This window comes from Desulfovibrio intestinalis, assembly GCF_014202345.1.
GTDB classification, from domain to species: domain Bacteria; phylum Desulfobacterota; class Desulfovibrionia; order Desulfovibrionales; family Desulfovibrionaceae; genus Desulfovibrio; species Desulfovibrio intestinalis.
The window spans coordinates 124834-138122 of the sequence record NZ_JACHGO010000003.1; the positions used below are offsets into that span (position 1 = coordinate 124834).

The 13289-nt window shown below is 53.9% G+C and carries 12 protein-coding genes and 1 tRNA gene; 4 read left to right on the forward strand and 9 right to left on the reverse strand.

Annotated elements, in window-relative coordinates; genetic code table 11:
- Window positions 1-160: 160 nt before the first annotated feature.
- The 8 genes from pheT to HNQ38_RS05760 form a co-directional block, all read right to left on the reverse strand.
- Window positions 161-2566: a phenylalanine--tRNA ligase subunit beta gene (gene pheT, locus HNQ38_RS05725; RefSeq protein WP_183718470.1), complete on the reverse strand. Its 2406-nt coding sequence runs from the start codon at window positions 2564-2566 to the stop codon at window positions 161-163.
- A 146-nt stretch (window positions 2567-2712) separates the two neighbouring features.
- Window positions 2713-3174, reverse strand: a complete 462-nt coding sequence (locus HNQ38_RS05730; protein ID WP_183718471.1) for a translation initiation factor IF-2 — start codon at window positions 3172-3174, stop codon at window positions 2713-2715.
- Window positions 3175-3183: 9 nt separating this feature from the next.
- Window positions 3184-4221, reverse strand: a complete 1038-nt coding sequence (gene pheS, locus HNQ38_RS05735) for a phenylalanine--tRNA ligase subunit alpha (protein ID WP_183718472.1) — start codon at window positions 4219-4221, stop codon at window positions 3184-3186.
- 206 nt (window positions 4222-4427) lie between these two features.
- Window positions 4428-4784, reverse strand: a complete 357-nt coding sequence (rplT, locus tag HNQ38_RS05740) for a 50S ribosomal protein L20 (protein WP_183718473.1) — start codon at window positions 4782-4784, stop codon at window positions 4428-4430.
- A gap of 302 nt (window positions 4785-5086) precedes the next feature.
- Complete coding sequence (rpmI, locus tag HNQ38_RS05745) at window positions 5087-5284, reverse strand: 50S ribosomal protein L35 (RefSeq protein ID WP_179980804.1); 198 nt, start codon at window positions 5282-5284, stop codon at window positions 5087-5089.
- 120 nt (window positions 5285-5404) lie between these two features.
- Entirely contained in the window at window positions 5405-5935 is a 531-nt protein-coding gene (gene infC / locus HNQ38_RS05750; protein ID WP_183718474.1) for a translation initiation factor IF-3, read from the reverse strand.
- A gap of 1 nt (window position 5936) precedes the next feature.
- On the reverse strand, window positions 5937-7880 hold the full coding sequence (gene thrS / locus HNQ38_RS05755) for a threonine--tRNA ligase (RefSeq protein ID WP_183718475.1): 1944 nt from the start codon (window positions 7878-7880) through the stop codon (window positions 5937-5939).
- Between the two features lie 179 nt (window positions 7881-8059).
- Window positions 8060-8136: transfer RNA gene (locus tag HNQ38_RS05760), tRNA-Val, on the reverse strand.
- Window positions 8137-8439: 303 nt separating this feature from the next.
- Between HNQ38_RS05760 and HNQ38_RS05765 the strand changes: the two genes are divergently transcribed.
- Window positions 8440-8907 carry an MOSC domain-containing protein gene (locus tag HNQ38_RS05765; RefSeq protein ID WP_183718476.1) on the forward strand — a complete coding sequence of 156 codons (468 nt, stop codon included), beginning with the start codon at window positions 8440-8442 and terminating at the stop codon, window positions 8905-8907.
- A gap of 128 nt (window positions 8908-9035) precedes the next feature.
- On the opposite strand, the gene HNQ38_RS05770 is transcribed toward HNQ38_RS05765, so the two are convergent.
- Window positions 9036-9545: a hypothetical protein gene (locus tag HNQ38_RS05770; RefSeq protein ID WP_183718477.1), complete on the reverse strand. Its 510-nt coding sequence runs from the start codon at window positions 9543-9545 to the stop codon at window positions 9036-9038.
- 647 nt (window positions 9546-10192) lie between these two features.
- Here HNQ38_RS05770 and HNQ38_RS05775 point away from each other — a divergent pair.
- From HNQ38_RS05775 to HNQ38_RS05785, 3 genes are read left to right on the forward strand one after another with little or no spacing between them, the layout of a single operon-like run.
- The gene (locus HNQ38_RS05775) at window positions 10193-10948 is read left to right on the forward strand and encodes an HNH endonuclease (RefSeq protein ID WP_183718478.1); all 756 of its coding nucleotides are present in this window, start codon (window positions 10193-10195) and stop codon (window positions 10946-10948) included.
- Window positions 10945-11172 carry an ABC-three component system middle component 6 gene (locus tag HNQ38_RS05780; RefSeq protein ID WP_183718479.1) on the forward strand — a complete coding sequence of 76 codons (228 nt, stop codon included), beginning with the start codon at window positions 10945-10947 and terminating at the stop codon, window positions 11170-11172. Before HNQ38_RS05775 ends, HNQ38_RS05780 begins: the two co-directional genes overlap by 4 nt.
- Window positions 11169-12929 (forward strand): DUF2326 domain-containing protein, encoded by a 1761-nt coding sequence (locus tag HNQ38_RS05785; protein ID WP_183718480.1) that lies wholly within the window; start codon window positions 11169-11171, stop codon window positions 12927-12929. The genes HNQ38_RS05780 and HNQ38_RS05785 overlap by 4 nt, the downstream gene beginning before the upstream one ends.
- The last annotated feature ends 360 nt before the right edge of the window (window positions 12930-13289 follow it).

The following is a 13289-nucleotide window of genomic DNA, read 5'->3' on the forward strand; positions in this document are numbered from 1 at the left end:
GCAGCCACCTGAGCATTTTAAAATTGAAATGCTCTAAGATGTTGCAATGCCCGGCATGTCCAGCACCAAGCGCCGGAAACATTGCAATATGCCCCGGCGGCGCAGGTAAGCGCAGCAACCTTCGCCAGTTGGCAGCGTTTGCTCCCAACTGGCGTATGCTCTAGATTTTGACGCCCAGAGCCGCTACCAGCGACTGTGCCACTTTTTCCCTTTCCTTGTCCACTTCCGCATCCTTGAGGGTACGGTCAGCGTGGCGGAAGGTCAGGCGGAAGGTAAGGTTGCGCACGGCTTTCTGTCCTTCGGCTGCTTTGGGTTCAAAGCAGTCAACCAGCACCATATCTTCCAGCAAGGGCAGGCCAAGGCCGCGCACATGAGCCACAATGGCGCTGACGGTAAGCCCCTGTCCGGCCATGACCGTGATGTCGCGCCGAACCGGCGGATACACGGGCAGGGGGCGGAAGCGCACCTGCGCTGCGTCATGCAGTTCGCGCAGAACTTCGAGGTTCAGTTCGGCGAGCCATACTTCTTTACGGGCGTGGAATTCTTCGGCCATAGCGGGTTTTACCCGGCCCATGACGCCAACGGCGCGGCCATTGACCGTCACCTGAACGCAGGGCAGGAGGAAGGGATGCCCTTCCGCCAAGGTGCATTCCGGCGCGGGCAGGTGCAGGAAGCGCAGCAGGTTTTCCACAATGCCCTTGATGTCCGTATAGTCCAGATCACCTTCCGGCTGGGGCCAGGCGGTGTCAAAGCGTGCACCGTAGAGCAGCACGCCAAGCATGCCTGTTTCGCGCGCCGTGGTTTCGGAGGTGGCGTCGGCTTCAAAGATATTGGCCAGTTCAAAAAGACGCAGCCCCTGAATGCCCTGGGCGAGGTTGTTGCGCAGGTCGTAGAGCAGACCGGGAGCCAGCGCGGTGCGCAGGGCGTCCTGTTCTGCCGAAAGGGGATTCATGATGGATATGCGGCCTTCACGCGGGAGGCCAAGATGGTCCATATCCTTGTGGCCCACAAAGCTGTAGTTGACGGCTTCGTTCAGGCCAAGGCCCGCTCCCCAGTGCTTGAGACGCGACCAGAAGCTGAACCGTGATTCCGGTTCGCCTGCGCGGTCAAGATTGCGGGCCACCGAGGGCAGTTCGGGCGCAATGGTATCCAGACCGTGCACGCGGCCTACTTCTTCCACCAGATCGGCCTCGCGGGTGAGGTCGGGCCGCCAGGAAGGCTGGCTCACGCGCCACACGCTTGAAGAGGTATCCACCGCGCAGCCCATGCCCGTGAGCACTTTTTCGTCAAATTCCGGGGTCAGGTGGACGCCCAGCAGGGCATCGGCGCGGGCCGGACGAAAATCTATGTTTGCGGCCTTGAAGGGGCGCGGTTCGGAAATGGAAAGCCCCGGCTGCACCGTGCCGCCGCTCATGGCTGCCATCATTGCGCAGGCGCGGTCCAGCGCCCAGACGGTGCGCTGCTGGTCGATGCCGCGCTCAAAGCGGTAGGAAGCCTCGGACGAAAGACCAAGGCGGCGCGAAGTTTTGCGGATCGTGCCGGGACGAAACACGGCGCTTTCAAGAAAAACATTGGAGCTGGCTTCGGTAATTTCCGTATTGAGGCCGCCCATAACACCAGCCAGACCAACGGCGCGGCCGCCGTCACGGATGCAGAGATCCTGCGCGGTGAGCGTGCGTTCCTGCCCGTCCAGCGTAGTGAATTTTTCGCCTTCCTGCGCGCGGCTGACTTCGATGCGGCCACCTTCAAGCTTGTCCAGATCAAAGGAATGCAGCGGCTGACCGCATTCGAACAGGATGTAGTTGGTCACGTCCACAATATTGGATATGGGGCGCACGCCTACTGAGTTCAGGCGGTGGCGCAGCTGCATGGGCGAGGGGCCAATTTCGACGCCCGTGATGACGCGGCCTGAATACAGCCAGCAGAGATCGGGGTCCTTGATGTCGAGAGGCACAAGGCGCTGGGGGGCGCTTTCATCAATCTGAAGGGGCATGGCCGGAATATTCAGGGGCAGATTGAAGGCCAGCGCCGTTTCGCGGGCCAGACCCAGCACCGAAAGGCAGTCTGCCCTGTTGGGCGTAATGGAAATGTCCAAAACCTCATGGTCCAGCGTGAGCTGGTCCACCAGAGGCTTGCCCACCACAAAGCTTTCAGGCAGCACCATAATGCCGGAATGGTCTTCCGTGAGCCCCAGTTCACGCTCTGAGCAGATCATGCCGAAAGACGGCGCGCCGCGCAGTTTGGCTTTCTTGATGAGCATGCCGTCAGGCATGGTGGTGCCCACAAGCGCCACAGGCACCTTTTGGCCTTCGGCCACGTTGGGTGCGCCGCAGACGATGTCCAGCAGTTCACCCTGGCCGGCGTCCACCTTGCAGACATGAAGGTGATCGGATTCGGGATGATCCTCACAGGCGACCACAAGCCCCACTACAATGGGGCGGATGGAATCATAGGGACGCCGGATATCTTCCAGCTCAAGGCCGAGCATGGTCAGACGGTCACCCAGAGCTTCAGCCGTGCCTTCGTAAGGCGTAAAATCACGCAGCCATGAAAGTGAGAGCAGCATAGCATGTCCTGTTTTCGCGGGGCCTCTGGCCGCCGCGTTGGGCGTCATTGATAGTGGTGTTCAATACAAATCTGTGGCCCGAAGGCGCAAGCAACCTAGAGTATATACACTTTTTCAAAGTTAAAGCGCTCTATGTTCCGCCAGCCCTAGTTAAAACTCCAGGCTGGTGTTGTGTCCTTTGGCGTCGGGTCCGGCAGGGGGCGGTCATGCTCCTGCACGCCCCTGTTGCCATATGCGCCGGGTCCGGGTCTGCGCCTCGGGGCTTTTTCTTCCGGCTGCGCCTCGGTGATGGTATTGCCGTAAGCATCCGTATAGCCCATGCCACCTTCGGAGGTGCGGCTTACGTTTCTGCCCGGCAAGCCTTCCATCGGCTTGGGGCCGCCAGGAGGTTCAAGACCGGAATCGCGCGCATTGGAGGCCGATTTGGCCCAGGCCATGCCCGCCATATCACCGGAATCCGCCACAGGCCACAGGCCGGGAGCGCACACCAGAAACGCCGCCACCACGCAAGCCAGCACGGGGGCACGGCAGCAGAGGCCAGCCAGCCCGCGCGTTGGCGCGGTTTGCTGCCCAAGGGCATGAACAGTGTGATGGTGGCACAGGGGCATGATACGGTCCTAGCGGGCGAACTGGCCCAGAAAACGGGTGTCGTTCTCAAAGAACATGCGCAGGTCGCCGATACCGTACTTGAGCATGGTCACGCGTTCCACGCCCATGCCAAAGGCAAAGCCGCTGACTTCGGGGTCATACCCTACGGCCTCGAAAACCGCCGGGTCCACCATGCCGCAGCCAAGAATTTCAACCCAGCCCGTGGTTTTACACACCCGGCAAGGAGCGTCGCCAATGTGGCCTTTGCCTCCGCACATGCAGCAGCTTATGTCCACTTCAGCCGAAGGTTCGGTGAAGGGGAAGAAACTGGGGCGAAAACGCACCTGGGTGTCGCCGCCGAAAATGGCGCGTACAAAAGCAGTAAGGGTGCCGCGCAAATGCGCCATGCTGATGCCTTCACCCACCATGAGCCCTTCGATCTGATGGAACATGGGGGTATGGGTGAGGTCGCTGTCGCGCCGGTACACCTTGCCGGGGGCCACCACAGCCAGCGGGGGCTTGCGGTTCAGCATGGTGCGGGCCTGCACTGGCGAGGTGTGGGTGCGCATGAGCACCTTGTCGGTAATGTAGAGAGTGTCCTGCATGTCGCGGGCCGGATGTTCCGGCGGCATGTTCAGGGCCTCGAAGTTGTAATAGTCGATTTCAACTTCAGGGCCGGACACAATTTCGAAGCCAAGGCCGTTGAAAATTTCGCAAATCTCTTCCATCACCAGGGTGGTGGGGTGCAGGGTGCCGCTCCAGGGGGCGCGGCCGGGCACAGAGGGGTCGAAGCGTTTGAGGGCTTCGGCTTCACGCCCGGCTTCAAGAGCTTCTTTGCGGGCTTCAAACAGCGCATTGCAGCGCTCTTTGACGCTGTTGGCCGTCTGTCCAACGGCGGGGCGCTGCTCAGGTTCCAGCTTGGGAAGCTGGCTCATGATTTGGGCGATCCTGCCCTTGCGGCCCAGAAAATCTACCCGCAGGGCCTCCAGCTCATCCAATGAAGAAGCCTGATCCAGACCTTTTTCAAGCTCAGGGACCAGGCCTTCCAGTGCAGAAATCAGATCCATACGGATTCCCAATACCGCCTGCGCGGCGCTGACGTTGAATATTACGCAAATTGAAAAACAAAGGGCGTGGGCAGCGCATCGCACCGTCCACGCCCCGTATATCATGCATGACCCTGCTCCCGCAAGCCAACCAGCATGCGGATAACACCGTTCTGGCTAGCGCGGCCTGGAGGCCTGCTCCGGCGCGGGGAGCGCCAGCTCTGTGCCTAGTTGGCCAGAGCGGCCTTGGCCAGATCCACGATCTTGGCGAAGTCGTCCTTCTTGTAGACGGCCAGGTCGGCGAGAACCTTGCGGTTCAGGTCGATGCCAGCGGTCTTCAGACCGTGCATGAAACGGCTGTAAGACAGGCCGCTCAGGCGGGCGCCAGCGTTGATACGCAGGATCCACAGGGTGCGGAAGTCGCGCTTACGCAGTTTGCGGCCCACATAGGCGTACTGAAGCGAACGTTCCACAGCCTCACGGGCGGTGCGGTACAAACGACTACGGCCGCCACGGAAACCCTTGGCAGCTGTCAAATATTTTTTGTGACGGCGATGACCGGCAAGACCTCTCTTGACACGCATGGTGTAACCTCCTTCTCCCAACCAGGCGGAGGAATGCCCGTTGGGGGGTGTAAAGTATCATGTGCCCTCTGGGAGGGGAGCGGATTGAACGTCAGTTGCGGCTCCGCACGCGCCGCGACGCTTTCGCGTCATAGGATTTATCAAAAGTCCACAGGCTTAAATCCCGTACCCATCAGCTTGATATATAAGCGTTGGGCAGTTTCGCTTGGCGGTGGGCAGACATGGCAACACAAGTGAACGCTGTAAAGCGCATAACATCTGCGTGCAACAATGACCGACCGCCCAACAAAAGCGCAGGGGCTTTAGCCGTTGGGCAGCATGCGGCGCACAGCTTTTTCGTTGGTCTGATCCACGGTGGTGGACTGACCAAGACGCATCTTGCGGCTGGCGGCCTTCTTGGTGAGAATGTGGCGCAGGTTCTGGCGACGACGCTTGAACTTGCCGCTGCCAGTCTGCGAAAAACGCTTGGCGGCGGAACGCCTGGTTTTAATCTTGGGCATGGCGTACTCCTTAACGAAAGCATATACCCGGCATGTCACAGGACGCACCAGGGGAAGGGCATAATGCCCCAAAGCGCCTCGAGGCGCAAGAGGTAATGTCAGGTGTCAAAGCAGCAAAAGCTACTTTTTGGGCACCAGCATCATCTGCAGGGTACGGCCTTCGGCACGGGGCTCCTGATCAACCTTGGCGATATCGGCAAGGTCTTGCACCACACGTTCCAGAATGGCCATGCCGCGATCTTTATGCACAATTTCGCGGCCCCTGAAGAATACCGTAATTTTACAGCGGTCACCGTCTTCAAGAAAGCGACGGATGTGGCGGACCTTGGTTTCGTAATCGTGGTCGTCCGTTTTGGGGCGAACCTTGATTTCCTTGATCTGCACCACGGTCTGGTGCTTTTTGGCTTCCTGCTTTTTCTTCTGCTGCTCGTACTTGAATTTGCCGTAGTCCATGACGCGGCAAACAGGCGGCTCCGAGTTGGAAGAAACTTCTACGAGGTCCAGGCCCGCTTCTTTAGCCAGGGCGATGGCCTCATTTCGTTGCAGAATACCAAGCTGCTCACCATCGGCAGCGATCACACGCACTTCACGGGCGCGGATTGTTTCGTTGCGACGCACGCTGTCTTGCGGCATGTCGCGGCGGAATCTCATGTTAGGCGAAGCTATAGCGCATCCCTCCTTTTTTGAAAGGCTCTTCGGCGTCTGCGCGAATAAGCGCGGCGATTTCGGCCACAGACTTAAGCCCTAAGTTATCCCCGTTGCGCAGGCGCACATTAGCGCCGCCCGCCTGCACTTCTTTTTCTCCCACAACAAGAATGTACGGCACCTTTGCCAGCTGAGCCTCGCGCACCTTGAATCCCAGTTTCTCGTTGCGCGTGTCGGCCTGGGCACGGATGCCCAAAGCCTTGAGTTCGTCACACATCGTGGCGGCGGCTTCGTCTCCGGCGTCGGTCACTGTAAGCAGGCGAGCCTGTTCGGGCGCGAGCCATGTGGGCAGAGCCCCGGCAAAGTTCTCCACCAGAATGCCGATGAAGCGCTCCAGCGAACCCATGATAGCCCGGTGTACCATAACCGGACGGTGGCGTTCGCCGTCTTGACCCACATAGGTGAGGTCGAAGCGCTCGGGCAGGGTGAAGTCAACCTGAATGGTAGAACATTGCCATTCGCGGCCAATGCAGTCCAGCAGGCGCACGTCGATCTTGGGACCGTAAAAGGCACCGTCGCCTTCATTAATTGTATAGGGCAGGCCGGCTTTTTCCACCGCTTGCACAAGTGCGCTGGTGGCCATTTCCCACGCTTCGTCCGTGCCGATGCTGCTCTCGGGCCGGGTGGACACAGCCACCTTGTACTCAAAGCCAAAGAGGGTCATCAGGTCGCGGATAAGGTGGATAACTTCAAGGATTTCGCCTTCAAGCTGTTCCGGCGCGCAAATGATATGGGCGTCGTCCTGCGTGAACTGGCGCACACGCAACAGGCCGTGCAGCACGCCGCTCTTTTCGTGGCGGTGTACCACGCCAAGCTCGAAGTAGCGCTGCGGCAGGTCGCGGTAGCTGTGCAGTTCGTTACCGTAGATAAGCATGTGCGAGATGCAGTTCATAGGTTTGACGCCGTAAGCGTCTTCCTCGATCTGCGTGAAATACATGTTCTCGCGGTAATGGTCGTAGTGGCCGGATTTCTGCCACGTTTCAACGCGCAGAAGCTGTGGGCCCTGCACGATGTCGTAATTGCGCTTGAGATGTTCCTTGCGCCAGAAGTCCTCAAGAATAGTGCGCACAAGCATGCCCTTGGGCAGCCAGAACACCATGCCGGGGGCCACGTCTTCCTTGAAGGTGAAGAGCGAAAGTTCGCGGCCCAGCTTGCGGTGGTCGCGGCGTTTGGCTTCTTCCATCATCTTCAGGTAGGCGGCAAGGGCTTTGTCATCCGCAAAGGCTGTGCCGTAAATGCGCGACAGCATGCGGTTCTTTTCGTCGCCGCGCCAGTAGGCGCCAGCCACGCTCATAAGCTTGGAGGCTTTGGCAAAACCCGTGTGCGGCACGTGCGGGCCACGGCACAGGTCGGCAAAATCACCGCAGGTGTAGACCGACACGGTTTCAGCGTCGATGCCCTCGATGATTTCAACCTTATAGTTTTCGTCCATAGCCTTGAAACGCGCCACGGCCTCGGCCTTGGGCAGCACTTCATGGGTGAAAGGCGCACGCTCGTTGGCTATGCGCTGCATTTCAGCTTCAATGGCGGGAAAATCTTCAGTGGAGAAGGGCTTTTCTACGTCAAAGTCGTAGTAAAAGCCGGAATCGATGGAGGGGCCGATAGTGACCCTGGCCTTGGGGAAAAGTTTTTTCACTGCCGCCGCCATAACGTGGGCGGTGGAGTGGCGGATCATCTGCAAGCCTTCGGGCGAGTCGGCGTACACGGGTTCAAGCCCGTCGCACCCGGCAGGAACCGGAGAAGAGAGATCAAGCAGGTCTTCCGCGCCGTTAAGTGCGCGGGCGGCCACAACGGCCTTGAACTTTTTGCCGCTCAAGGCTTTCTGGAGCACGGAGGCGATGCTGTCGCCAGCCTGCCCCTCAACCATTTGCCCTTCCACACGGACTTCCATGAAAAACTCCTTAGCGTTGCCGGAGGCGCTGCCCGGCCAGACAAAAAGCCAAAACAAAATGGGGAGGTAAACCTCCCCACTGCGCCGATACCGGACATTCGGCCATCTTTCGATAACCTGTGCTATGGGCGGGGCCAAGGCCTTCCGCCGTTAAGGGGAATAAACCCCAAAGTTTCTTTTGGTAGGAACGAACAGACTTGAACTGTTGACCCCTTCCGTGTCAAGGAAGTGCTCTAGCCACCTGAGCTACGCTCCTACATGAGGCAGGAGGTTATATAGCCACTCGCGCCCTGCCCGTCAACAGTTTTTTGCACTTTCCTGCATTTTTTCCGGCTAGTTCCCTAATTTTATGCTTTGTTTGTGAATTGCAGCGTCTTTTTGGTCGTCTTTGTATTGGCGAGCATTGCGAATACGCATGGTACGGGATAGAATTCTTCTATTATCTAAAGAACATTCCTTCAAGCGAAGTGCCAGACCCCGCTCGGGCAGGCGCGTGCAGGCGCAACCGATACGCCCGGCGACACGCTGGCAGAACCGCCATCAACCAGAGGAAAGCACAATGGGTATTATAAAGGCTATTTGCACCAGCCCCAAAAAGGGCACTGCCAAGAAAACCGTTCCCTCAGCCACCCTTGTGGTGGATCACGGTATTGAGGGCGACGCGCACGCCGGAAAATGGCACCGCCAGGTCAGCTTGTTGTCCTGGCAGGCTATTGAGGACTTCAGGGCCAGAGGGGCCATTGTGGCGCACGGCTGCTTTGGCGAGAACCTTATTGTGGACGGAATCGACTTCGCGGCGTTGCCCGTGGGCACGCGCCTGTCCTGTAATGAGGTTCTTATGGAAGTATCGCAGATAGGCAAGGAATGTCACAGCCATTGCCAGATATACCACACAATGGGCGACTGCATCATGCCCCGGCAGGGTGTGTTCGCCAAGGTTTTGCACGGCGGCCTTGTGCAGCCCGGCGATGTTATGCATGTGCTGCCCGCTGGAGACGAGGGCTGTCAGGAAGAGGCGGGGGCATAGGTTTTTGTAGCTGTTTATTACGGCGTCAAGCGGCCCTTTTCTTTCGGTGGAGTATGGAAAAAGTACGCCGCCGTCATGAAAAAAGCCGCTTTTTGTTCGAGGGGAAAGGCGTTTCTTAAGGGTGGTCCCTAATCGGGCGCGATGGTCTTCTGCACCAGTTCAAAGTCTGCAAGTTGAGAGCAGATGCAGCTGAGCAGGTCCAGCGGGCGGGAAAGATTGTTGCTTATCAGGTGCAACTGAAAACCAGAGAAGTGCGCGCCGTCGTCAAGATTGCGCATTAGCAGGATGGTTGCGAGAAAGTCGTCGTAAACGGAGTCCAGCAGTTGAAAGAAGCTTTCCTTTTTGTGCTGCTGTAACAACGCGTATTCCTGACGAACGATATAATGTGGCAGGCGAAAGCAACGAAGCTCGTCGTGAAACTCGCCACGTGCATAGGCATTTTCAATGGGATCGGGGCATTCTTCATTGTAGCCGTGGGCATCCGCAACATCCGCAACGTCAGCTTCTGGCGTGTTGCCGAAACTGTGCAGGGTCTGCGCTGCCTCGTGCAGTATGGCGGCTATGGCGTGAAGGTCTGGGGAGGGCGGCCCGGAAGACAGCCCGGAAGGCAGCGGATGGGCTTGCTGGAAATTGGACATGAGACACCTCTTGGATTTTTAGTATGGGAGTTTCTTCAGAAAGAAGAACTCCGGGTGCTACTAACTGCCCAAGAGCAGCGGACTATTTTCCTGTTGCCAGGTCTTGTATTTTGCCCACACCCGGAGAATACAATGCAGCAAACCGCGCCGTGTCAAAAACAAGGCGCAAGAAAGCCCACTATCTTTCGGGGTGGGTAAACCGTCTTGGGCGGAGTTAGTAGCTCCAAAAAGAAGAAAACATACTAAATAGTCAGGGTCAAGGCAGAGGTGTGGGGACTGTCACGGGGAAGGCGTGTGGTTATGAGGTGGTAGATTTTGGATGCTTTGATTATGGCAAATTGTATGAAGGCAAGTCCGAGAGGGCATAGAGTGGGATATGGTTTCTTCGGTAGGGTCTTTAGAATTCAATTTATCCTATTGACTTTACCTCAATTGCCATCCGAATGGCTCTATCATTGAGTGGCACTAGTGTGGAGAGGGTTTGAATTTTTTAAGCTGTGTGCCAATTTTGACACATTTTTTGTTCTTTATTTGGAGGGGGACGTGTGTTAAAAAAGACACTACAAAGTGCATTTTCTCTGGGGAATCTTCTAGCTTGTGGGATTCATAGCAAACATCTGCGCACCGTCCAACAATAAAGGCAAGACATGGCAGACAATAGGAAATATCCCCAGCAAGACGTCAAAATTCTTTACGGTAAAGCCGCCGCGCGTTGCGCTTTTTCGAAATGTCGGAAGGTACTAGTTCTTGAGGATGCTTTTTCCGGCAAAGCTAAGCAGATAGGTAAAATTGCCCATATTGTTGCACATAGTCCCTCAGGACCGCGTGCAGATCAGAGTTATCCGCAAGATAAGCTAGACCGCTATGTAAACTGGGTCTTACTTTGTCCAACCTGTCACGACATCGTAGATACCCAACCCGAAAAATATTCGACAGAGGTTTTGCTCAAGATAAAACAAGAGCACGAGAGTTGGGTTGAGGAGCAGCTAGATGAAGAAATGTCTAATGTTTCTTTTGCGGAGCTTGAGGTTGCGGCAAAAGCGTTATCTTCAGGCAACTTCTGCGGATCAACGGACTTTCATGTAATTCCTCCAGAGTTAAAAATTACCAAAAACAAACTCACGCAACTCTCTCGTTCTTATATTTTAATGGGGCTTAGCCGTAGTTCCGAAGTGGAAAGGTTCTTAGTGAGCATGGCCCAGCTTGACTCAGAATTCCCAGAACGGTTGAAAAATCGTTTCAAGGAAGAATATTTGGAATTGTGTAAAGTCAGCTCTGGTGATGAACTTTTTATGGACATGCTCGCATTTGCAAATTCGGGTGTAAGCGACTTCAAACAACAAGCCGCAAGGCTCGCCATAGTTTCACACCTGTTTCATTTGTGTGAGATATTTAAAAAATGATTATGCCATCCAAATATCTTAGAGAAGATGAAGCCCTTATTGGTGTGGGGGGGATTCTGTTGCAGCGAATTGAGGGCCGGAAAAATATTTCTAGCCTTTGGGAAGATGTAAAGGCAAGTCACGCTGTCGCTACATTTGAACGCTTTATTCTTGCCCTGGATTTTTTGTTTCTGCTTGGCCTCATTGATATTAAAGGCAATGAAATAAAACGAGTTGGGCCATGATCAAAAAAATATATGCAAGCGACAAACGATTCAAAGCTGTTGAATTTCAAAAAGGCTTGAATGTTATCATCGCGGAACGCGTGGAAGGTTCTGGAGAGAAAGACACGCGGAACGGGGCAGGTAAAACGACTCTTATCAATATTATACACTTTTGTCTTGGCGCTGACGTTAAAAAACTCGGGCTACCCTATGCAGAGATTGAGGATTGGGACTTTTATATTGACATTACCATCTGTGGCAAGAACATAACAGCAAAAAGATCTATAAAAAAAGCTAATTATATAATCGTCAGTGGTGCCACTGACGATCTGCCGATCTTTGCAGAAAAAGACGCTGATAGTGGAGAGTTATTTTATAAGAATGATGACTGGAAAAAACTTTTAGGTCTGTGTCTCTTTAACCTTCACGATGGGCTCAGGTCAAAGTATAAACCTTCGTTTAGAAGTTTAATTTCATATTTCATTCGGCGTGGAGTAGACGCCTATTCGCACCCATTTACACATTTCAGAAATCAAAAAACATTTGATTTTCAAATTAATAATGCATACTTGCTCGGGTTAAACTGGGAACACGCTTCTGAAGCACAAGAAATTCGGGATAAGTCTTCTGCCCTTAAGGCACTAAGTTCGGCTGTTAAGGCTGGGATTGTTTCTTCACAAGGCGAATTAGAAGCAGAACGAGTGCGCCTTGAGAAAACGATTTTAGAAGAAAATAAAGCTATCGAAACATTTAAAGTCCTTCCTCAGTATAAAGAGCTGCAAGACAGAGCCAACCTTCTGACAACAAAAATCCATCATAGTTCAAATAATCTTTTAGTGCTGCGGCGAAAGCTGACACGCTATGAAGAATCCATTGCAACCGAAACTCCACCTGAAGGAGATAGTGTTGAGAAGCTATATGCTGAAGCTGGTATGTTTTTTTCTGAGTCAATAAAGAAGACACTGGGTGAAGCAAAAACGTTTCATGCTTCCGTTATAGAAAATAGAAAGAAATTTTTGCAAACAGAGCTTGCAGAAATAAAAAACAAAATTATAAAAATTGAGAATGATATTAATTCTTCGACAGATGAGCGCGCAAAGCTTATGCGCCTTCTGCAAACGCACGGGGCTCTGGAAGAATTTTCGCTTTTGCAAACTAGAGTTGTCGAAAAACAAGAACGTCTTGAGACAGTTAAAACAAAATTATCGGAATTGAAAAATATTTCCAACGAGCAAAAAGAAATTAAAGCAAGAAAGCTTGAGTTGGATACGAAACTTCAACGCGACTATGAATTGAGCCGTCCAAACTGGGAACAAGCTGTTGCCCTTTTCAATGAAGGCTCTCTTGCTTTGTATGACGAGCCTGGAAACCTAATTATAAATACCACTGAGAATGGTTACGAGTTTGATGTCGAAATTTCTCGAAGCAACAGCGAGGGAGTGGGGAAGATGAAAATCTTCTGCTATGACATGATGCTGGTTGAACTTTTAGCTGAAAAAAATGGTATTGATTTTCTCATCCATGACAGCACGATTTATGATGGCGTTGATTCTCGCCAACGCGCCCATGCCTTACAATATGCGTGCAGTAGAGCTGAAGAACACGATTTTCAATATATTTGTGCCCTAAATTCTGATATGGTCCCTTATGATGATTTTGAAAATGGGTTTGACCTGTGCCAGTTCGTGCGTTTAACGCTTGGGGACAAGAATCCTTCAGATTCATTGATGGGGTTTCATTTTGAATTAAAAAAAGAGGTTGGCCGCTCTCCAGAGTAGAATAAAGATGATGTTGTGACAGCCACCGCGTGAGTGTAGGCGTGAGTATGAGCAAGGAACGTGACAGCCATCATAGCCAACGAGTAAAAGGAATGGCCATGAGTAGATTCTCCGTTCGAGACAATTCAGTCATAGGGGGAAAAGGCCTTACAGTCTGTTCTTAGCCTTGCTCAAAAAACTTGATGATCTCCAGTTTCTCATCCCAACTCATACGCACATTTCCGCCCATCGCCGGCAACGCCATCAATGCTCCCTTTTGCAATATATTATTGATCTCCAGCCGTGTAGTTACGCGTGATATTTTTGGCAGACCAATATATTTGCGGGTGGGTAAGGTTGCCCTCAAATCCGTCTAGGCCA

Coding starts and splice junctions, on each gene's coding strand:
- thrS (WP_183718475.1), bottom strand. CDS start 7,880: ATGGAAGTCCGTGTGGAAGGGCAAATGGTTGAGGGGCAGGCTGGCGAC.
- HNQ38_RS05780 (WP_183718479.1), top strand. CDS start 10,945: ATGATTATGCCATCCAAATATCTTAGAGAAGATGAAGCCCTTATTGGT.
- HNQ38_RS05785 (WP_183718480.1), top strand. CDS start 11,169: ATGATCAAAAAAATATATGCAAGCGACAAACGATTCAAAGCTGTTGAA.
- rplT (WP_183718473.1), bottom strand. CDS start 4,784: ATGCGTGTCAAGAGAGGTCTTGCCGGTCATCGCCGTCACAAAAAATAT.
- infC (WP_183718474.1), bottom strand. CDS start 5,935: ATGAGATTCCGCCGCGACATGCCGCAAGACAGCGTGCGTCGCAACGAA.
- pheT (WP_183718470.1), bottom strand. CDS start 2,566: ATGCTGCTCTCACTTTCATGGCTGCGTGATTTTACGCCTTACGAAGGC.
- HNQ38_RS05770 (WP_183718477.1), bottom strand. CDS start 9,545: ATGTCCAATTTCCAGCAAGCCCATCCGCTGCCTTCCGGGCTGTCTTCC.
- HNQ38_RS05775 (WP_183718478.1), top strand. CDS start 10,193: ATGGCAGACAATAGGAAATATCCCCAGCAAGACGTCAAAATTCTTTAC.
- HNQ38_RS05730 (WP_183718471.1), bottom strand. CDS start 3,174: ATGCCCCTGTGCCACCATCACACTGTTCATGCCCTTGGGCAGCAAACC.
- rpmI (WP_179980804.1), bottom strand. CDS start 5,284: ATGCCCAAGATTAAAACCAGGCGTTCCGCCGCCAAGCGTTTTTCGCAG.
- HNQ38_RS05765 (WP_183718476.1), top strand. CDS start 8,440: ATGGGTATTATAAAGGCTATTTGCACCAGCCCCAAAAAGGGCACTGCC.
- pheS (WP_183718472.1), bottom strand. CDS start 4,221: ATGGATCTGATTTCTGCACTGGAAGGCCTGGTCCCTGAGCTTGAAAAA.